Origin of the sequence: Streptomyces griseoluteus, assembly GCF_004784465.1 — a bacterium.
Lineage (GTDB): Bacteria > Actinomycetota > Actinomycetes > Streptomycetales > Streptomycetaceae > Streptomyces > Streptomyces griseoluteus.
The window spans coordinates 60,523-80,902 of record NZ_SRRU01000013.1 but is presented as its reverse complement, the minus strand read 5'-3'; the positions used below and the strand labels follow the sequence as shown (position 1 = coordinate 80,902).

The 20,380-nt window shown below is 70.8% G+C and carries 17 protein-coding genes; 11 read left to right on the top strand and 6 right to left on the bottom strand.

All coding sequences use genetic code 11. The features are described from left to right. Positions 1-221: 221 nt before the first annotated feature. Positions 222-1,238, top strand: a complete 1,017-nt coding sequence (locus tag E5082_RS29045) for a glutathione S-transferase family protein (protein WP_135794288.1) — start codon at positions 222-224, stop codon at positions 1,236-1,238. A gap of 28 nt (positions 1,239-1,266) precedes the next feature. Continuing rightward, a complete protein-coding gene (locus E5082_RS29040) occupies positions 1,267-1,572 on the top strand; it encodes a DUF4235 domain-containing protein (RefSeq protein ID WP_031183373.1) in 306 nt (101 codons plus the stop codon). 63 nt (positions 1,573-1,635) lie between these two features. Here E5082_RS29040 and E5082_RS29035 read toward each other — a convergent pair whose 3' ends face one another. Together E5082_RS29035 and E5082_RS29030 are read right to left on the bottom strand one after the other, a co-directional pair. After that, on the bottom strand, positions 1,636-2,028 hold the full coding sequence (locus E5082_RS29035) for a VOC family protein (protein ID WP_135794221.1): 393 nt from the start codon (positions 2,026-2,028) through the stop codon (positions 1,636-1,638). A gap of 90 nt (positions 2,029-2,118) precedes the next feature. After that, positions 2,119-3,078 carry a Dyp-type peroxidase gene (locus E5082_RS29030; protein ID WP_167514171.1) on the bottom strand — a complete coding sequence of 320 codons (960 nt, stop codon included), beginning with the start codon at positions 3,076-3,078 and terminating at the stop codon, positions 2,119-2,121. Between the two features lie 325 nt (positions 3,079-3,403). Between E5082_RS29030 and E5082_RS29025 the strand changes: the two genes are divergently transcribed. The 7 genes from E5082_RS29025 to E5082_RS28995 all read left to right on the top strand — a co-directional run bounded on the left by E5082_RS29025 (position 3,404) and on the right by E5082_RS28995 (position 13,316). Continuing rightward, complete coding sequence (locus tag E5082_RS29025; RefSeq protein WP_135794220.1) at positions 3,404-5,977, top strand: Pls/PosA family non-ribosomal peptide synthetase; 2,574 nt, start codon at positions 3,404-3,406, stop codon at positions 5,975-5,977. 11 nt (positions 5,978-5,988) lie between these two features. Beyond that, complete coding sequence (locus E5082_RS29020; RefSeq protein WP_135794219.1) at positions 5,989-9,213, top strand: non-ribosomal peptide synthetase; 3,225 nt, start codon at positions 5,989-5,991, stop codon at positions 9,211-9,213. 46 nt (positions 9,214-9,259) lie between these two features. Then, positions 9,260-10,264, top strand: a complete 1,005-nt coding sequence (locus E5082_RS29015; RefSeq protein ID WP_135794218.1) for a TauD/TfdA family dioxygenase — start codon at positions 9,260-9,262, stop codon at positions 10,262-10,264. After that, positions 10,261-11,328, top strand: a complete 1,068-nt coding sequence (gene sbnB, locus E5082_RS29010; protein ID WP_135794217.1) for a 2,3-diaminopropionate biosynthesis protein SbnB — start codon at positions 10,261-10,263, stop codon at positions 11,326-11,328. The genes E5082_RS29015 and sbnB overlap by 4 nt, the downstream gene beginning before the upstream one ends. A gap of 35 nt (positions 11,329-11,363) precedes the next feature. After that, positions 11,364-12,389 carry a 2,3-diaminopropionate biosynthesis protein SbnA gene (sbnA, locus tag E5082_RS29005; protein WP_135794216.1) on the top strand — a complete coding sequence of 342 codons (1,026 nt, stop codon included), beginning with the start codon at positions 11,364-11,366 and terminating at the stop codon, positions 12,387-12,389. 130 nt (positions 12,390-12,519) lie between these two features. After that, entirely contained in the window at positions 12,520-12,936 is a 417-nt protein-coding gene (locus E5082_RS29000; protein ID WP_135794215.1) for a phage holin family protein, read from the top strand. Further along, a complete protein-coding gene (locus E5082_RS28995; protein WP_135794214.1) occupies positions 12,933-13,316 on the top strand; it encodes a DUF3618 domain-containing protein in 384 nt (127 codons plus the stop codon). The genes E5082_RS29000 and E5082_RS28995 overlap by 4 nt, the downstream gene beginning before the upstream one ends. A 71-nt stretch (positions 13,317-13,387) precedes the next feature. Here the strand turns inward: E5082_RS28995 and E5082_RS28990 are convergent, their stop codons facing one another. Further along, a complete protein-coding gene (locus E5082_RS28990) occupies positions 13,388-14,089 on the bottom strand; it encodes an SDR family oxidoreductase (RefSeq protein ID WP_135794213.1) in 702 nt (233 codons plus the stop codon). A gap of 109 nt (positions 14,090-14,198) precedes the next feature. On the opposite strand from E5082_RS28990, the gene E5082_RS28985 reads away from it, so the two are divergent. After that, positions 14,199-14,624 carry an ATP-binding protein gene (locus E5082_RS28985; protein WP_135794212.1) on the top strand — a complete coding sequence of 142 codons (426 nt, stop codon included), beginning with the start codon at positions 14,199-14,201 and terminating at the stop codon, positions 14,622-14,624. A 10-nt stretch (positions 14,625-14,634) separates the two neighbouring features. Here the strand turns inward: E5082_RS28985 and E5082_RS28980 are convergent, their stop codons facing one another. Then, positions 14,635-16,050, bottom strand: coding sequence for a sugar porter family MFS transporter (locus E5082_RS28980; RefSeq protein ID WP_135794211.1), 1,416 nt, complete (start codon positions 16,048-16,050; stop codon positions 14,635-14,637). 143 nt (positions 16,051-16,193) lie between these two features. Then, positions 16,194-16,802 (bottom strand): hypothetical protein, encoded by a 609-nt coding sequence (locus E5082_RS28975; protein WP_135794210.1) that lies wholly within the window; start codon positions 16,800-16,802, stop codon positions 16,194-16,196. A gap of 485 nt (positions 16,803-17,287) precedes the next feature. Here E5082_RS28975 and E5082_RS28970 point away from each other — a divergent pair, with 485 nt between their 5' ends. Next, complete coding sequence (locus E5082_RS28970) at positions 17,288-18,910, top strand: right-handed parallel beta-helix repeat-containing protein (protein ID WP_229919000.1); 1,623 nt, start codon at positions 17,288-17,290, stop codon at positions 18,908-18,910. On the opposite strand, the gene E5082_RS28965 is transcribed toward E5082_RS28970, so the two are convergent. After that, complete coding sequence (locus tag E5082_RS28965; RefSeq protein ID WP_167514170.1) at positions 18,907-20,367, bottom strand: UDP-glucose dehydrogenase family protein; 1,461 nt, start codon at positions 20,365-20,367, stop codon at positions 18,907-18,909. The genes E5082_RS28970 and E5082_RS28965 overlap by 4 nt on opposite strands. Positions 20,368-20,380: the final 13 nt, after the last annotated feature.

Genomic DNA, 20,380 nt, shown 5'->3' with positions numbered 1-20,380 from the left:
CGGTACGGCGGCGGGTCCGGATCACCGAGCAGGGCACGTACGACGATCTCGTGCACGCGGGCGGCACCGTCGCCGACCTCCTGCGGCCGTCCCGGGACCGCTGAGCGTTTCGGCGGGGTTCCCGGCCCAAAAGGGGGAACGCGTCAGGCGGAACGGTACGGGCCCGCCGCGCCAGAGCGGGTGGGCCCGGCGGGGAAGAGCGTGCGGTGCGAGGAGGCGACATGGGTGGCGGCGGCAACAGCGCCTACGGCCACAAGAAGTTCAAGCGGTCCAAGAGCCATTTCGCGGACCGGATCACCGCCGACGGCCGGGACGGCTGGCCGGTGGAGTCCGGGCGGTACCGGCTGGTGGTCTCGCGGGCCTGCCCGTGGGCGAGCCGGGCGGTGATCTCGCGCCGGCTGCTCGGGCTGGAGCGGGCGCTGCCCATGGCGGTCGCCGACCCCCTCCAGGACGACCGGAGCTGGCGGTTCACCCTGGACCCCGGCGGCCGGGACCCGGTACTCGGCATCCGGTACCTGGCCGAGGCGTACGAGAAGCGGGAGCCCGGCGCGCCCGGCGGGGTGAGTGTGCCCGCGATCGTCGACGTGCCGAGCGGCGAGCTGGTCACCAACGACTACCAGCAGCTCACCCTCGACCTGGCCACCGAGTGGACGGCCCTGCACCGCGAGGGCGCCCCGGACCTGTACCCGGAGCGCCTGCGGGACGAGATCGACGAGGTGATGGCGGAGGTCTACCAGGACGTCAACAACGGGGTGTACCGGGCGGGGTTCGCCTCGGGCCAGGAGGAGTACGAGGAGGCGTGCGCCGGGGTGTTCCGCCGGCTGGAGGCGCTGGCGAAGCGGCTGGCGGGGCAGCGCTATCTGGTGGGGGACACGATCACCGAGGCGGACATCCGGCTGTTCACCACGCTGGTCCGCTTCGACCCGGTGTACCACGGGCACTTCAAGTGCAATCTGTGGAAGCTGACGGAGAACCCGGTGCTGTGGGCGTACGCGCGGGACCTGTTCCAGACGCCGGGGTTCGGGGACACGGTCGACTTCGACCACATCAAGCGGCACTACTACCAGGTCCACTCCGGCATCAACCCGACCGGGATCGTGCCGCTCGGCCCGGACCTCGCCGGCTGGCTGAGCCCGCACCACCGCGAGGAGTTGGGCGGCCGGCCGTTCGGTGACGGCACCCCGCCGGGACCCGTGGCGCCGCACGAGCGGGTGGGACCCCGAGGTCTGCCTGCATGAGGAGGGCGTGACGAGGAAGAAGCGTGACATGGCGAAGAACAAGACGAAGAAGAAACTCTCGCTCACCTACAAACCGGTCGGCTTCGTGATGAGCTGGGCCGGCGGCGCGCTGGCCGGACTGGCCTTCCGCAAGGCGTGGATGGCCATACGGCACGAGGAGGACGCGCCCGACGCGCTGGACCGTGACCGGGGCTGGGGCGAGGTGCTGCTCGCGGCGGCCGTGCAGGGCGCGATCTTCGCGGTGGTGCGCAGCGCCGTGGACCGTACGGGGGCCAAGGCCATCGAGCGGTCGACGGGTGTGTGGCCGGTGGCCGAGAAGGGCGGCCGGGACTGAGCACACGAAGACCGGGGGCGGCGGGCCGGTGCGATGCCCGCCACCCCCGGTCTTCGTGTGTGTTCAGCCCTGCTTGGGCGCGGTCGGCGGGGCGAGCCGCACCGTGAAGGAGTGTCCCGACGGGTCCGAGTAACTGCGCTCCTCGTGCGGTCCCACCGCGTCCCGTGTCTCCAGGGGGCGGCCGCCCAGCGAGACGATGCGCCGCTCGGCCCCGTCCAGGTCGTCCACCATGAACTCGAGGTGAGCCTGGAGCGAGTTCTCCGGGCGGGGCCAGCTCGGGGGCGTGGCGTTGACATCGCGGCGGAAGGCGATGCGGAAGCCGTCCGCACCCCGGATCTGCACCAGGTTGGCGGAGGCGACGGTCTGTTCGCCGTCCAGCAACTCCTCGTAGAACGCGGCAAGTTTCTCCGGCTCGGCACAGTCGAGCACCACCACGCCCGCTTTGACCAGCGTCATGCTTCCTCCCAGAAAGTCGCCTCCCCCTGCGGATGTCCCGGCCGGCCCGATTCAGTCGGCGTTCCCCGGGCGGCCCGGTTCCGGGGCGGTTCAGTCCGCGAGGTCGACGAGGAACTTCCGGGGCGGGCAGAAGAAGGTGACGCCGGTGACTGCCCGTGAGTAGTCGAGGATGCGGTCGTGCAGCGGGGGCGGGTCCCCGATGAACATGCGCTCCAGCATCTTCTCGGTGACCCACAGGTGCCGGGAGTAGCCGATGAAGTAGGTGCCGTACTCGCCCTTGCCGGGGGTGGCGAACGGCATGTTGTCGCGGAGGATGTCGTGCTCGCCCTCGGCGTCCTCGATGGTGCACAGGGTCTTGTGCGACTTCTGCCCCTCGGTCGCGTCGGGGAGTTCGATGTTGTCAAACTTGGTACGACCGATGATCTGTTCCTGCGTCTCGGTGGTCTGGGCACGCCAGTCCTTGAGGTCGTGCAGGTACTTCTGGATGACGACATAGCTGCCGCCCGCGTACGCCGGGTCCTCCTCGCCGACCAGGGTGGCCGCCGGCAGGGAGAGGCCGATCGGATTCGCGGTGCCGTCCACGAATTCCAGGAGGTCGCGGCCGTTGTAGTAACGGAATCCGGTGACATCGTCCACGGCCGTCACGGAATCACCGAACGCCTCCAGGAGAATCTTCTCGAATTCCACGACGAGATCCACCGAATCGGCACGGACGTGGTAAAGGAGATCGCCTTCGGTGGCCACCGCCGTGTGCTGGGCGCCCCGGATCTCCTGGAAAGGTTTGAGTTCCTTCGGCAGCGGTTTCCGGGTCAGCGGTTCCCAGGCGTGGTGGGAGATACCGAGATTGCAGGTGAAGATCCCGGTGTTCACCTGGATCTTGATGTCCTTGAGCAGGTCCTCGATGCTCGCCACCACCAACCGTGCCTGGTCCATGGCCTCGTCGCCGCTGTTGATGGTCAGCACCAGGAAGGCGGCCGCGGCGGTCAGGGGCGCGTCGATGTCCTGCGGCTCGGTCATCAGGTCCTGCTTGGCGACGGCGCTGTGATCCATGGCCTCTCCCGGTGGGCGGCCCGCGGGAGCGAGCGGGCAAGGCGGTGCGTGGCAGGCGGAACCCGGCCCGTCCAGCATCCGGCACAGAAGGGCGGTCCGCCACTGGCGGCGCTACCGGAAAGGTCCGCCAAACAGGTGATCCCGTATGGCCCGGACACCTGCGGCTGCCCAGAAACCACGGGCCTGCCGGGGCCTTTCCGGCCTACGGGTTGATCGATTCGAAGTGGCAGCCTCACCGCGCCGGGCCGAAACTGAATCAGCAGTTCGTGATCAGAGAAGAGCACGTGGCCGAGCAAGCTATCCAAACGTTCTCGCAGGAGATCACATGGTGGAACAGTCCTCGGACGTCCATATAGAAGGAATGGACGACGAAACCCTCGTGGGCCGGCGCGTTGGCGGCCCGGCGGTGAGCGAGACCCGAACGCGGATGGCGGATGTGCTGGCCGACGTCATGGGTGTGGAGAACGTTCCGGCCGATGCGCACTTCTTCGAGAGTCTCGGTGCCAATTCCCTGGTCATGGCGCAATTCTGCGCACGGCTCCGCAAGCGGGAGGATCTGCCCTCCCCGTCCATGAAGGACATCTACCGGTACCCGACGATCCACGCCCTGGCGGAGGGGCTCACGGAGCACCCGTCAGCCCCCGCTCCCACCGCTGTGGTGATGCCCCCGGAGCCGGTACGGCGGGCGAGCGGGCTTTCCCACACCCTTTGCGGCACGGCCCAATTGGTGATCTTCCTGGGCTATTCACTGGTCGCCGGATTCGCCACCGCCGGCGGTTACGAATGGGTGGCCACCAGTTCGGGCGTGTGGGAGGTCTATCTGCGGTCCCTGGTCTTCGGCGGTGTCGGATTCGTGGCCCTGTGCGCGTTCCCGGTCGTCGCCAAGTGGGTGCTCGTCGGGCGCTGGAAAGCCGGTGAGTTCCCGGTCTGGGGCCTCGCCTACCTGCGCTTCTGGGTCGTCAAGACACTCCTGCACGCCAATCCGATGATCCTGTTCATCGGAAACCCGCTGTACGTGTTCTACCTGCGGGTCCTGGGCGCCCGGATCGGCAAGGGCGTCACGATCCTCTCCCACTCGGTACCGGTCTGCACGGACCTGCTGACGATCGGCTCCGGCACGGTCATCCGCAAGGACTCGTTCTTCCTCGGCTACCGGGCGCACGCCGGGTACATCCAGACCGGCCGGATCAGCATCGGCCGGGACGTGTACATCGGGGAGAAAACCGTCCTGGACATCGACACCTCGATGGGCGACGGCGCTCAGCTCGGGCACTCCTCGTCGCTGCACCGCGGCCAGTCCGTCCCGGCCGGCGAACACCAGCACGGCTCCCCCGCGCAGACCACCGACGTCGACTACCTGCGGGTCGCGCCCGCCCGCTGCGGCACCGGCCGCCGGGCCTGGTTCGGGCTGGCCTCGCTGCTCCAGTTGTTCCTGCTGTACATCCCGCTCGGGGTGGGCGGCCTGTACATCCTGTTCGACGCGGTACCGGCGGTCCGCCGCCGGCTCGAGCCCCGGACGGCGCTCCCCCCGGACGAATTGGTCACCGACGCGGTCGTGCTCTCCCTGGTGCTGTTCGCCGGCTTCGTCCTCCTGGGCCTCGTCCTGCTGTGCACCCTGCCGCGCCTGCTGCACCTGGTGGTGCCGCCGGACCGGGTGTTCCCGCTCTACGGCTTCCGGTACGCGGTGCACCGGGCGACCGCGCGGATGACGAACATCAAGTTCTTCGCCTGGCTCTTCGGCGACAGCTCGTACATCGTGCACTACCTGCGCGGCATCGGGTACGACCTCTCGCACGTGGAGCAGACCGGGTCGAACTTCGGCACCGAGATGCAGCACGAGAACCCGCTGCTGGTCACGGTGGGCAGCGGCACGATGGTGGCCGACGGGCTCTCCGTCATCAACGCGGACTACTCGGCCACGTCGTTCCGGGTTTCGCGCGCGACGATCGGGGCGCACAACTTCCTCGGCAACAACATCGCCTATCCCATCGGCGGCCGGACCGGGGAGAACTGCCTGCTGGCGACGAAGGTGATGGTGCCGCTCGACGGGGAGGTCCGCGAGGGCGTCGGGCTCCTCGGTTCGCCGTGCTTCGAGATCCCGAGGTCGGTGGAGCGCGACAGCCGGTTCGACAGGTTCAGGTCCGGTGACGCGCTGCGCCGGAGCCTCGCCGCGAAGAATCGTTACAACCTGCGCTCGATGGCCCTCATGCTGTTCGTGCGCTGGCTGCACGTCCTCGGGCTCACCCTGCTGGGCCTGGCCACGATGGAGCTGTACGGCGTGCTCGGGCACCTGGTGATCGCCACCTACATGGCGCTGACGCTGATCGTCACCACGCTCTACTACGTGCTGCTGGAGCGCTGCCTCACCCGCTTCCGCCGGCTCCGCCCCACGCTGTGCTCCATCTACGACCCGGCCTTCTGGGCCCAGGAGCGCCTGTGGAAGGTGCCGGACCGGCACCTGAACATCTACAACGGCACGCCCTTCAAGGCCCTCGTCTGGCGCCTGACGGGTGCCCGCGTCGGCCGCAGGGTGTTCGACGACGGCTGCTACATGACGGATCGCACGCTCGCCGTGATCGGCGACGACTGCACCCTGAACGCCGGCAGCAAGGTCCAGTGCCACTCGCAGGAGGACGGCACGTTCAAGTCCGACATCAGCACGCTCGGCGCGGGGTGCACCCTGGGCGTCGGCTCGCACGTGCACTACGGCGTGACCATGGGCGACGGCGCGCGGCTGGCGCCCGACTCCTTCCTCATGAAGGGCGAGGAGGTCCCCGCGCACGCGCGCTGGGGCGGCAACCCCGCCGTGGAGATGCCGGAGGCAGCGGTGCTGCCCGCCGGTTCCGGCCGCAGGACCCCACCGTCCGTCGACAGCGCCGCCGCGGCGTCCGTGAATTGAGGGAGCATCCGATGGCAACGCGTGTGCAGGCGGACCGGGAGTTCTGGAGCGGCGTGCTGACCGCCGGCGGATTCACCGCGGTACCGCGCTGGGCAGAGGTACCGGTACCCGGTACGGCCGAGCACGGGGTGCGGTTGCCCGAGTCCCTGGGCGACCTGGCCCGGCGGCTGGACGTGCCCGCGGGCGCGCTGTTGCTGGCGGCCCACGCCAAGGTGCTCTCCGCCCTGACCGGCGAGCAGGACGTGGTGACGGGGTACGCCGTCGACGCCGAGCCTCTGCCCTGCCGCCTCACCGTCTCCCCCGCCAGCTGGCGCTCGCTCGCCGGGGCGGCCCACCGCGCGGAGTCGGAGGTGCTGGCGCACCGGGACTTCGCCGTGGCGGATCTGCGCCGCGAACTGGGTCTGACGGAACCGGCGTTCGAGGTGACGTGCGGTCCCGGGAACAGCCCCCTCTCCGGCGGCCGTGTCCTGCACGTGCACTGGTCCGAGGCCGAGGGGCGCCTGGTCCTCCGGTACCGCACGGACGTCCTGGACGCCCGGAGCACCGGCCGTGTCGCCGGTTACCATCTGCGGGCGCTGGAGCTGATGGCGGCCGGCCCGGACGCCGAGCACACGCACCAGAGCCTGCTGTCGGCCGAGGAGCGGCACGAGCAGTTGGCGGGGCTGGCCGGCCCGGAGCGGGAGCTGCCGGACGCGCGGGCCCACGAACTGTTCGAGCGGCGCGTACGCCGGCACCCGGACGCCGTCGCGGCGGTGCACGGCGACCGGCGGTGGACGTACGGGGAGCTGAACCGCCGGGCCAACCGGCTGGCGCGGGCGCTGGTGGCGCGCGGGCTGGGCCGGGAGGACGTGGTGGCCGTGGTCACCGAGCGGAACCTCGACTGGCTGGCCGCCACCCTGGCCGTGTTCAAGGCGGGCGGCGCCTATCTGCCGATCGAGCCGCACTTCCCGCCGGGCCGTATCGCGACGACCCTCTCGCGGGCCGGGTGCCGGCTGGTGCTGACCGAGTCGGGCAGCACGGGCACGCTCGACGAGGCGCTGGCCGAGGTGCCCGGCGCCGAGCGGCTGCTCGTCGGTGACGCGTACACGGAGGGGCACGCCGAGGACGACCTCGGTGTGGCGGTGGAGCCCGGTCAACTGGCCTACATCTACTTCACCTCCGGCTCCACGGGCGAGCCGAAGGGCGCGATGTGCGAGCACGCGGGGATGCTCAACCATCTCTACGCCAAGATCGACGACCTGGGTGTCGGCGAGGGCGGGGTGGTGGCGCAGACGGCGCCGCAGTGCTTCGACATCTCGCTGTGGCAGCTCGTCTCCGCCCTGCTGGTGGGCGGGCGGACGCTGCTGGTGGAGCAGGACGTGCTCATGGACGTGGAGCGGTTCGCCGACACGCTCGTGAACAACCGGGTCGGGGTCACCCAGCTCGTGCCCTCCTATCTGGAGGTCCTGGTCTCCTACCTGGAGCGGCACCCGCGCGACTTCCCGAACCTGCGCTTCGTGTCCGTGACCGGCGAGGCGCTCAAACCGGAGCTGGTGCAGCGCTGGTTCGCCGTGCAGCCGGGCATCAAGCTGGTCAACGCCTACGGCCTGACCGAGACCTCGGACGACACCAACCACGAGATCATCGACGGGCCTTGCGACCGCGTCCTGCTGGGGCGCGCGGTGAACAACGTCCGCGTCCTGGTCGTGGACGAGCGGCTGGAGCTGGTGCCACTGGGCGCGCCGGGCCTGATCGCCTTCTCCGGTGTCTGCGTGGGCCGGGGCTACGTCAACGATCCCGAGCGCACCCGTGAGGCGTACCGGGAGGACCCGTACCGGCCAGGTGAGCGGCTCTACCTGGGCGGTGACTGGGGGCGCTGGCATCCCGGCGGCAAGCTGGAGTTCCTGGGGCGCCGGGACAACCAGGTCAAGATCCGGGGCTTCCGCATCGAGATCGGCGAGATCGAGAACGCGCTGCTGCGGGTGCCCGGGGTGCGGGACGGCGCGGTGGTCGTGGCCGAACGGGCCGGGCAGGGCCAGCAGTTGGTCGCGTTCTACGCGGGGCGCGAACTGTCCGTGGACGAGCTGCGGGACGCGCTGGGCGGGGGGCTGCCCGCCTACATGGTCCCCGCCGCCTTCCACTGGCAGCCGGCCCTCCCGCTGACGGCCAACGGCAAGATCGACCGCAAGACGCTCACCCGGCTGGCCGAGCAGAGCACGCCGGCCGCGCGAGACGACGCCGGGGACCGTGCGCCGCGTACCCCGGCCGAGCGCAGGCTCGCGGCGGCCTGGGCCGGACTGCTCGGCATCTCCGAGGAGCGGATCGGCCGTACGGACCACTTCTTCGACTCCGGCGGCACCTCCCTGACGGCGGTGAAGCTGACGATCGCGCTGGACCGCGCGGTGTCCCTGAAGGACATCACCCGCAACCCGGTCCTCGCCGACCTGGCCGCCCTGCTGGACGGCGCGGCCGGGCCGGACGGGGAACTGCTCCAGCCACTGGCGGAGGCCGACGGGACGCCGGAGTGCGTCCTGGTGTGCTTCCCGTACGCGGGCGGCAACGCGGTCAACTTCCAGCCGATGGCGAGCGCGCTGGCGGGCTGCGGGATGCCGGTCCTCGCGGTGGAGCTGCCGGGGCACGACCTGGCCGGGCGGCAGGAGCCGTTCGGGTCGGTGGCCGAGGTGGCGGAGCGGGTCGCGGCGGAGATCACCGCACGCGGTCTGACCCGGGTCATGCTGTGGGGTCACTCGTCCGGCGCCGCGGCGGCGGTGGAGACGGCCCGCAGGCTCGAGGAGCGCGGGGTGGAGGTGGCGCGGCTGTTCCTGGGGGCCCAACTGCTGGGCACTGCCGCCGAGCGGCATGCCGCCGTGGAGGCGCTGTCGGTCCGCAGTGACGCCGAGATCGCCGCGCGGCTCGCCGAGGAAGGTGGTTATGTCGAGCTGGCGGAACTGACCGCCCGGCACGCCGAGCGCGTCGGCGCCGCCTACCGCCACGACTGCCTCTCCGCGCACCGGTACTTCTCCGACGCCCTGGAGAACCCTCCGGCGGTGCGGCTCTCGGCGCCGGTGTCGGTGGTGGTGGCCGCCGACGACCCGTACACGGCCGGGTACACCGGGGCCCACCGGGACTGGCTGCTGCTGGTCGGCCGCGTCGACCTGCACGAACTCCCCGACGGCGGGCACTACTTCCCGCGCCTGCGCCCCACCGAGGCGGCCAAGGCCGTACTGGCCGCCGTGGAGCCGCCGGCCTCCTCCTGACCTCCCCCCTTCAGCCCAATGGCGGGCGACCGAAAGGAAATCCGACATGTCGACCTCTTCCGTGGCAGCCCCGCTCGACGTGGAGCTGCGGCCGGGCAGACCGCCGGTGGCCCGTATCGACACCCCGCCGGACGTGCCGGGCTGGGCGGCACGGTACCGCGAAGTGCTGCGCGCCCTGGTCGCCGAGCACGGATCGCTGCTGGTGCGGGGCCTGGGACTGCGGGACCCGGAGCAGGTCGGTGCCGTGTTCGCCCGGCTGACCGGCGGCCTGATGACGGAGCGGGAGTCCTTCGCCCCGCGGGAGACCTTCGGCTCCGGGCTCTACGTGTCCACGACCTGGCCGGCGAATCAGCCGATGTGCATGCACCACGAGCTGAGCTACGCCCAGGAGCCGCCCGGTCTGATGCTGTTCGCCTGTCTGACCGCGCCCGAGGAGGGCGGGGCGACGGCGGTGGCGGACGCGGCGGAGGTGCTGCGGGAGCTGCCCGCCGAGGTGCGGACGCGCTTCGAGCGGGAGGGCTGGCTGCTGACCCGGTCCTACAACGACGAGATCGGGGCGTCCCTGGAGGAGTCGTTCGGGACCGCCGACCGCGCCGGGGTGGAGAGCTACTGCCGGGTCAACGGCATCGACTTCGCCTGGCAGCCGGACGGTTCGCTGCGCACCGCACAGCGGCGCCCGGCCGTGGTCCGGCACCCGGCGACGGGCGAGGCGTGCTGGTTCAACCAGATCGCGTTCCTCAACGAGTGGACGCTCGCCCCCGAGGTCCGCGAGTACCTGGTGGACATGTACGGCGCGGACGGCCTGCCGTTCAACACCCGCTACGGGAACGGCAGCCCGATCGGCGAGGACGTCGTCGAGCTGCTGAACGCGACGTACGAGAAGCACACCCGGCGCGAGCCGTGGCAGGCCGGCGACCTGCTCCTCGTCGACAACGTGCGCACCGCGCACAGCAGGGAGCCCTACACCGGGGACAGGCAGGTGCTGGTCGGCATGGCCGACCCGCGCCGACTGGACGCCGGTGCCATGAACCCGGAGGCGAGCGAGCGATGACCGACCTGTTGCCCACCGCCGCGCAGCCGGCCCACCCCGACCCGGCCCCGCCGACGTTCGCGGTGATCTCCGGCGAGCAGGTGCAGAAGGCGCTCGCCGGGCGCGAGCGGGAGATCACGGACCTGGTCGAGGCGACCTACCGGCTGCACGGGGCCGGGGACTCGGTGAACCCGCCGTCCTACTTCCTGCGCTTCCCCGACCGGCCCAGCTCGCGGATCATCGCGCTGCCGGCCTCGGTCGGGGGGTCCGTCGGTGTCGACGGCATGAAGTGGATCTCCAGCTTCCCGGACAACGTCCGGTCCGGGCTCCCCCGCGCCTCGGCGGTGCTGATCCTCAACGACCCCACGACGGGCTATCCGTTCGCCTGTCTGGAGAGCTCCATCATCAGCGCGACCCGGACGGCCGCGTCCGCCGCGCTGGCCGCGGACTGGTTCAGCCGTGACCGGCCGCGTCCGACCCGCGTCGGGTTCTTCGGCACAGGGCTGATCGCCCGCTACATCCACACCTTCCTGACGGGCACCGGCTGGGAGTTCGAGACGGTCGGGGTGCACGACCTGGCCGCCGACAGCGCCACCGGGTTCTGCGACTACCTGCGGCTGAGCGGGACGAGCGCCGAGGTCACGGTCCACGACAGCGCGGCGGATCTGATCCGCTCGAGCGACCTGGTGGTCTTCGCCACCGTCGCCGGAGAGCCGCACGTCACCGACGCCTCGCTGTTCTCCCACAACCCCGTGGTCCTGCACGTCTCGTTGCGCGACCTGGCCCCCGAAGTCCTCCTGGCGTCGGCGAACTTCGTCGACGACGTCGAGCACTGCCTGAAGGCCGACACCTCCCCGCATCTGGTCGAACAGCGCACCGGGAACCGGGACTTCCTCAATGGCACGCTGAACGACGTGATGCTCGGCCGGGCAGCCCCGCCGCCCGACCGGCCGATCGTCTTCTCGCCCTTCGGGCTCGGCGTCCTCGACCTCGCCGTCGGCAAGTACGTCTACGACGAGACGGCCGCCGCAGGGAACCTCGGCCTCATCGACAACTTCTTCCACGACCTGCGCCGGTACGGCTGAGAGCCCTGCCCTTCCCCGGCACCAGGAGGCCCATCGTGCCCGTCATATCCGCTCCTCATGACTTCAACGAAGGCCATCTCTTCGTCGACCTCAAGTCGATCCTCGGATGTCCCCTCTACCTGAAGTGCGAGGGCTTCAACTTCGCCGGCTCCATCAAGCTGAAGGCCGCGAACGAGATGGTGGAGAGCGCCGAGCGGGAGGGCATTCTCAAGCCGGACTCCGTCATCGTCGAATCCTCGTCCGGGAACCTCGGTGTGGCGCTCAGCATGATCGCCGCGAGCAAGGGCTACAAGTTCCTGTGCGTCACGGACTCGCGCTGCAATCTGTCCACCCGGCTGCTGATGGAGTCCCTCGGCAGCAAGGTGCACATCGTGGCCGACCTGGACGAGAACGGCGGGTTCCTGGGCACGCGGATCGAGTACGTGCGCTCGCTGTGCGCCTCCGACGACCGGTACGTATGGCTCAGCCAGTACACCAACCCCGGCAACTGGCAGGCGCACTACCGCACGACCGCGCCGCAGATCGCCCGGCAGTTCCCGCGCCTGGACGTGCTGTTCGTCGGTACGGGCACCGCCGGGACGCTGATGGGCTGCGCCCGCTACTTCCGGCAGTGGCACCGACCGGTGCGCATCGTCGCGGTGGACAGCGTGGGCTCGGTCGCCTTCGGCGGGGAGCCCGGGCGCCGGATGATCCCGGGCCTCGGGATGAGCATGCGGCCGCCGCTGCTGGACGAGTCCTACGTCAACGAGGTGATCCGGGTGGAGGAGGCGGACACCATCCGGGCGTGCCATCAGATGGCCCGGCGCGGCTTTCTCTTCGGCGGGTCCACCGGCACGGTGGTGAGCGGCGCGGCGCACTGGCTGGCCCGCCACGACACCCGTGACATGACGGCGGTGGCCATCGCGCCGGACCTGGGCGAGCGCTACCTCGACACCGTGTACCAGGCCAACTGGCTGCAGGACCTTTTCGGCGACGAGATCCTCGACCCGAGCCGGTCCGCCGGCCCGTTCGAAACGGACGAGCCGGCCACCCGCGAGGCGGACCGCTGGCCACAGCCGTGACACCTTCCCCGCCTGCCCCGTCCATCTCGGTGCCGCCTGTGTGAGGGCCCTGTGCAACAGGGCCCTGGCAGGCGTCTCTTGGCGTAACCGGGGCATCCGGATTTCCGGATACGCAGGAGGGGTGATGGTCATGTTCGAACCCGACCGTGAACAGGCGGTGGCCCGTGAGGAGCCGGTCGGCGAATTGGTGCAACGCGCCTCGCAGCAGCTCACCGAGCTGGTGCGCGGTGAACTCCGCCTCGCACAGGCGGAGATGAAGGAGAAGGGCAAGCGCTACGGCAAGGGCGGCGGGCTCTTCGGAGGCGCCGGCCTGGTCGGTTTCCTCACGCTCCAGGCCCTGGTGGCCACGGCGATCGCCGGTCTGGCCGTACCTCTTCCGGTGTGGGCCGCGGCCCTCATCGTCACCGGCGTCCTCGGCGCGGTCACGGCGGTGCTCGCCCTGACCGGCAAGAAGGAGATCGGCCAGGCCGCCCCGCCCGCTCCGGAACAGACCATCGACAGCGTGAAGGCCGATGTGGCCGAGATCAAGGAGAGTGCCAAGCGATGACACAGCAGCCGTTCGAGGAGTCCTCCTCCGCGAGCCCCCAGGAGCTTCGGGAGCAGGTCGAGCGGACCCGCCACGAGCTCGGGGAGACCGTGGAGGCCCTCACCGACAAGGCCGACGTCAAGGCCCGTGCCCAGGAGAAGGCGGCCGCGCTCAAGGTGCAGACCGCCGAGACCGCGCAGAAGCTGGCGGAGAAGGTGCCGGACCCGGTCAAGGAGAAGGCCGCCCTCGCGGCCACCCAGGTCCGGGCCAAGGCCGGCCAGGCCGAGCAGCTCTGGCAGGAGCGGGCGCCCGAGCAGGTCCGCGACAAGCGCAAGCTGCTGGTCGCCGGCGCGGTCGCGGTGGTCGCGCTGACCCTGCTGAGCCGCCGCAAGCGCCGCTAGCGCGCATGGCCCCGTACCTAACGGGCCCCGGCCGAACGGAAGTCCGCTCGGCCGGGGCCCGTCGCGTCGGCTCAGTTGGGCTGTCCGACCGGACGCACGACGACGGTGTTGACGTCGACGCCGGCCGGCTGCTGGATCGCCCAGACCACCGAGTCGGCGATCTGGCCGGCGGTCAGCAGCTGCCCCGGCGGCAGGCTGCCGTAGCCGTCCCAGAACGGGGTCTCCACCCGGCCGGGCGCGACCAGGGTGACGCCGATGCCGTACTCGGTGACCTGGCGCCGGGTGTTCTCGGCGAGCCCGGTGACCGCCCACTTGGTCGCCCCGTAGAGGTTGCCGGGTGTATTCACGAATCCGGCGACACTGCCGATGAGGACGATGCGGCCGCGGGTCTCCTTGAGCGCGTCGACGGCGGCGCGGATGAGCAGAGCCGGGCCGAGGACGTTCGTCAGCACCATCTCGCTCCACCCCGCCGGGTCGCCCTCGGCGACGGAGTCGTGGGTGGCGACACCGGCGTTGGCGATGACGGTGTCCAGTCGCCCGTACCGCTCGACGGTGCGGTCCACCGCTTCCCGGACGTCGTCGTAGGACGACGTGCTGCCCGGGACGATGAGCAGCTCGCCGGGGTCGCCGACGCTCTCGGCGAACTCCCGCAGCCGGTCCTTGCCGCGTCCGGTGACGGTGACCCGGTTGCCGGCTTCCAGCAGTTGCCGCGCCACGGCCGCGCCGATGCCGCTGCCGCCGCCCGTGATGAGCGCGACCGGTGAGTCGTTCATGGCCATCCCCCTCGGTGTTCGTGGACACCGAGGAGCTCATCACTTGGAGTGCTCACGAAGTCAAGGGTTTCGGCGGGGTGCCGGGGCGATCGTGGGGAAGGCGAATGTCATGAGCGTCGATGAATCTTCCTTGAGCGAGTCCTCCCTGCGCGCCGTGGGCTGGGCGCGGTCGCTGCCCGTCAGCAATGGGGTGAAGGTGGCGCGGGACTGGACGCGCGACCATCTGGAGACCCTGGACTGGGCGCGGAGCGCGCCGGACACGGTGGACGCGGTGCTGCTGACCGTGTCCGAGCTGGTCACCAACGCCCATGTGCACGCCCGGGCCACCGCGCAGCTCGTGCTGACCTGGGACAGCGAGTGCCTGCATGTCACCGTGCACGACGCCTCGCCGGAGCTGCCGGAACAGCGCAGGCCGACCACCGGGGCGACCGGCGGGCGGGGCATGCTGCTGGTGGACGCGCTGGCAGACAGCTGGGGCGCCTACCCGTGTCCGCGCGGCAAGGAGGTCACGGCCTGCTTCCGGCCGGCGAGTTGAGGGGTGGCGGTCAGGAGCGGGCGAAGTTCTCTGGCTGGAACTCGTTGTTCTTCAGGTGCCGTTCGATGTCCTCCAGGCTGTGCCCGGTGAGTTCCGGCATCTTCCGCCAGACGAACAGCCAGGCGGCGACGTTGAAGAGGGCGTAGATCCAGAACACCTGGCCCACCCCGAAGGCGCTGATCATGCTGAGCAGGGTGAGGGTGATCAGGAGGTTGGTGCTCCACAGGGTGGCCGACTGGACGCTGGTGGCGGCGGCCCGCACGGTCAGCGGGTAGATCTCCGAGCCGGTGAGCCAGCCCATGAGCTGCAGGCCGCCGGCGTTGAAGAACATGAAGGTGAGCAGGCAGGCGACGATGGCGGGGACGTACGCGCGGGTGCCGTGGCCGGTGATGTAGAAGCCGCCCAGCACGAACAGACTCAGGGCGGCGCCGGGCACCATGATCAGGGTGAGCCTGCGGCGGCCGACCTTGTCGACGATCCACAGGCCGACGATCATCATCACCAGGTAGACCACCCCGAGCGCCACGCTGACCCGGAGCGCCGAGGAGCGATCGAAGCCGTTGTCGGTGAGGATGGTCGGGGCGTAGTAGATGATCATCTCGATGCCGGAGAGCTGGGTGAAGACGGCGATGCCGCAGCCGACGACCAGTGCCGGACGCACCCACTTCTGCCGCAGCCCGCGCCAGCCCTGGTGATTCCGGTCGGTGCGCTGCTGACGGCGGGCCAGGGCGCTGATCTCGTCCAGCTCGGAGTCGACGTCGTAGCCCGCGGGGCGTACCCGTTTCAGTACCTTCGCCGCCGCGTCGACGTCCCCCTTGCGCAGGAGCAGCCAGCGGGGGCTCTCGGGGAGCCGCAACTGGCCCAGCAGCATCAGCAGTGCGGGTGCGGCGGCCGCGCCGATCGCCACCCGCCAGGACACGGCCTCGCTGGCGCCGACGATCGTGGCGATCACGATGCCGACGCCGATGGCGAGCTGGAAGCAGAGCACCAGGCGGCCGCGGATCGTCCTGGGCGCCAGCTCGGCCACGTACATCGGTACGGTCTGGGTGGCGCCGCCGACCGCGAAGCCCAGCAGCACGCGGGCGAGGGCCAGGCTTACGGCGTTGGGGGCGACCGCGCAGGTCAGGCTGCCCGCGATGAACACGCAGCAGATCAGCAGGATGGTGCGGTGCCGGCCGAAGCGCTCGCACAGCAGGCTGCAGCTCAGCGAGCCGATGACGGCGCCCAGCAGGATTCCGGCGGCGATGGTCTCCTTCATCGTGTTCCCGATGTGGAACTCCTCGGAGATCTGGAGCAGCGCGCCGGAGATGATGCCGGTGTCGTAGCCGTACAGCAGACCGCTGATGGCGGACACTACGGCCGCCATCAGCATGTGCCCGTTCAGCCCCTTGGTGGTCCGGGGCGCCTGACCCGCGGCTTGCGTCATCGTTCCTCCAGGGCGGTTTCGACCGTTTCCGCCGCCCAGAACCGTACGTCTGAGGGGGTCCCCCAGCCGGAACGGCTCGCTTCAGCGGGGAGAATCGGCTGAGCGTGCCGACCGGCCGTGGCGTCCCACCCGGAACGGTCCGGTCAGCGGCACACCAGCCTCTCGGCCTCGATGCTCGCCGGTTCCAGCTTCTCGCCGATCCCGCACTTGACGAGATCGCCGTACGTCACCGGTGACCAGGTGGCCACGGTGCCGCGTGTCGGTGCCGCGTCCGCCCGGGCGCAGTAGTACGCGAAGGACGCTTCGTAGGTGGTGACGCCGACGGCGTAGAACAGGACGCCCGTCGACTTCTTGAACGACACCTCCTGCACCCCGCCCGCGCCAAGTCTGAAGTCCGTTCCGGCGTCGGCGAGTTCGACGCCGGTCTTCTTCTCCAGCGCTGCGACGGCGGCACGCTGGCCCAGCGTGCCCTCGGCCGGTGTGACGCCCGCGTGGAGGGAGCGGACGGGAGCCGCCTCGAAGGTCGCGTGGACGATGGCTCCGTGCCGTACATCGAAGCGCCGAGCGTCCGACACCCCGGCCAGCACCTCCCTCTTCACGACCTTGCCCCACCGGAAGGTCCGGTGCGGGCAGGCCCGTTCGGAAGGCGCGACTCGGGCGGCGGCAGGACGCGCCGGCAGTGCGTCGGCCGCGCAGCCGCCCCCGGTCAGCACGACGGCGACCGTCACCAGCCCTCGAAACCCACGCTTCATGCTCGACAGCCCCTCCCCTTGATCCGAGGGGACAGTCTCCCCGACCCACTCCCCCACCCCGCACCGGCCGGGCCGCGTACTTGGCGGTGTCGGGGGTGCGGCCGCGGACGCGGGAGCAGTGCTGGGATCCGTCGACTTCCAGGACGATGCGCCGGCCGTGGGGCGGCAGGAGGAAATCCATACGAAACCGGTGACCGTCTACCGCCGTCGAGCAGCGCGCGGACGTGACTCGGATGCCGCGCCTTCGTCGGCGTTTCGCATGACCTGATTCTGGCAGTCTATGGCGCTATGTTCCGGATCTGGCAAGAGAACGTCCTGGAGGGGTGCGCTTGAACGCGCTGAAGCGGAACGGCAGGACGAGAAGCGCCGCCGGAGTCTGTACCGCGGTTCTGCTGCTTCTGACCGGGTGCGAGGTCCCCGGCATGCCGGAGGTCTACCGGCCGGCCCGTCCTGCCACCAGAGGGCCGGGGCCGTACACCTTCTACGTGAGCCCCGACGGTGACGACCGGAACGACGGTATGTCGCCTGAGAAGCCCTGGCGGACGCTCGACCACGCCGACGAGGCGCAATACCGGCCCGGCGACCGGCTCCTGCTCAAGGGCGGCGAGCGGTTCCGCGGCAGCCTCACGCTGGACAAGGAAGAGGCGGGCAGTCCGACGCGGCCGGTCGTCGTCGCTTCGTACGGCACGGGCCGCGCCACCATCGCTCCGCGCGGCAAGTCCGGCATCACCGTGTACGACACCGCCGGCGTGGAGATCAGGAACATCGCGCTGGTCGGCGACCGCAAGGCGCTGCGCGAAGGAGTCGGGATCGCCTTCCGGAACAGGCTCCCCGGCGCCCGGCGACTCGACCACGTCAGGATCACCGAGGTGGAGGCCCGGGGCTTCCAGAACGGCATCGGCGTCGGTGCGGAGAAGGGCGCCGTCGCAGGTTACGGCGACGTGCGGATCACCGACGTCTCTGTGCATCACAACCTTGAGGCGGGCCTGGTCTTCTACGGGCCCGCGTTCAAGGCCGACCACCCCGCCTACGCGCACGTCGGAGTCCGGATCGAACGGGTCAAGGCGTATGCCAACGCCGGCGATTCGACGAGCGTCGAGCGCAACACCGGCAGCGGCATCACGCTCGGCAGCGTCCGGCAGGCCACGGTGACGCACTCGGAGGCGCACGACAACGGCGCACACTCTGCGGCCGCCGCGGAGGAGGGCCCTGAGGGGATCTGGGTGTACGACTCCACCCGCGTGGTGCTGGAGAGGAACAAGTCCTACCGCAACCGCACCGGCTCACGGGTCGACGGCGGCGGTTTCGGCCTCGACAACAACGTGTCGTCCTCGGTGATGCAGTACAACCTCGCGTACGGCAACGACGGGCCCGGTTTCCTCGCCTACTCCGGCCAGCCGACCGGTGCCCACAAGAACAACGTCATCCGCTTCAACATGAGCTGGGACGATGCGCGCAAGCTGCCCGAGTACGGCGGCATCGTCGCCTACGGCACCCGCATGACGAACCTGCAGATTTACCACAACACGGTCGTGATGCGCACCGGGGGCCTGCCCTCCGCCAAGGCGGTGGGGAGCCGGCCGCCGGCGCTGCGGCTACGCGACGGCATGCGTGACGTGCGCGTTCACAACAACATCTTCGCGACCGACGGCGGCCCCCTGGTCGAGGCCCAGTCGGCGTACGGTCCCAGCACGTTCCGGCTCCAGGGCAACGACTACTACAGCTCAGGTCCATGGGCGCTGAGGTGGGGTCCGTGGCGCTTCGTGTCGCTGGCCCGCTGGCGCGCCACCTCCCGGCAGGAGATGCTCCATGGCCGGGCGACCGGCTCCACCGGCGACCCCTGCCTGGCGGGTCTGGCCGCTTCGATCAGTGACGGCGCGGGCGCCGGGAACCTGGTGCCCCGTTGCCGGGACAGGGCGCCCGTGGGCCTCGGCCCGGAGGCGTTGGGCGTCGATCCGGGTCCGGTCGACTATTTCGGCAACCGGGTCCCGAAGGCGCTGACGGTCGGAGCCGTGCAGTCGCCGTCGAGCCGGGCGCCGTCGGCTGAACCGTCACCTCCCGGCCGAGAGCCGGGAGGCAGGGCTGAGTCGTCTCGTCCGCGGATCTAGGCTCTGGCGACCGGGACCGCCGGCAACCCCATCGTCGGGGTGCGGCCCCGCTCACCGGCAGGGGAGGCGATCGTGGACCGCAGCGGTTCGCCGCGAGCGGCCGACAGCAGGTCCGACAGCGGATCGGGCAGCCGGTCAGTGGGGGACGGGCGGCCCAGCGCCTTGACGGTCCAGCCGGCCGCCCGCCACTCGTCGTGCGCGAGCGCGTTGCGCCCGTCGATGAGGACCGGCTCGCGCACCACACCGGCCAGCTTGGCCGGGTCCACCTCGCGGTACTCGCCCCACTCGGTCAGGTGGAGGACGAGCTCCGTGTGCCGGCAGGCCGTCAGCAGGTCCGAGGTGTGGTGAAGTTCCGGGTGGGCGCGCCGGGCGTTGGCGGTGCCCTCCGGGTCGTGGACTCGGACCTCGGCGCCCAGCCGGTGCAGCGCCGCCGCGACCGCCAGCGCGGGCGAGTCGCGCACGTCGTCGCTGTTCGGCTTGAACGTGGCGCCCAGGACGGTCACCCGGCGGCCGGCGGCGTCTCCGCCGAGCAGCCGGCGGGCGAGGGCCACGGTCCGGTCCCGCTGGCGCTTGTTGATCTCGTCGACCTGGTCGAGGAACGCCACCGCAGGGCCGACACCGAGCTCCTGGGCGCGGGCGGTGAAGGCCCGGATGTCCTTGGGCAGGCAGCCGCCGCCGAAGCCCACGCCGGCGTGGAGGAACCGCCGGCCGATCCGGCTGTCGTGGCCGAGGGCGTCGGCGAGGGTGACCACGTCCGCGCCCGCCGCGTCGCAGACCTCGGCCATGGCGTTGACGAACGAGATCTTGGTGGCGAGGAAGGAGTTGGCCGCCACCTTCACCAGCTCGGCCGTGTTCGGATCCGTACTGATGTATGGGACCCCCGCCGCCAGCATCGGCGCGTACACCCGGCGCAGCGTCTCGTCGGCCGCTCGGCTGGTCACACCCGCCACGAGCCGGTCGGGCCGCAGCGTGTCCTCGACCGCGAAGCCCTCGCGCAGGAACTCGGGGTTCCAGGCCACCTCCGCCCGCACTCCGGCCGGGGTGAGTCGTGCGAGGCGGGCGGTCAGGCGCGCCGTGGTGCCCACGGGGACGGTCGACTTGCCGGCCACCAGGCACGAGGCGGGCAGGTGGGGCGCGAGCCCGTCGACGACGGCGTCCACGTAGCGCAGGTCGGCCGCCCGGGAGCCGGCCTGCTGCGGCGTGCCCACGCAGATGAAGTGGACCTCGCCGTGCAGCGCCGCCTCGCGCAAGCTGGTGGTGAAGCGCAGGCGGCCGGAGGCGAGTGCCTGGATCAGGATGTCGTCGAGACCCGGTTCGTAGAAGGGGGGCCGCCCTTCCCTGAGGGCCGTGACCTTCTCGACGTCGACATCCACACCGAGGACGTCGTGGCCGATCTCGGCCATGCACGCGGCGTGCACGGCTCCGAGGTATCCCGTACCGATGACGGTCAAGCGCATGCGTTGTTCTCCT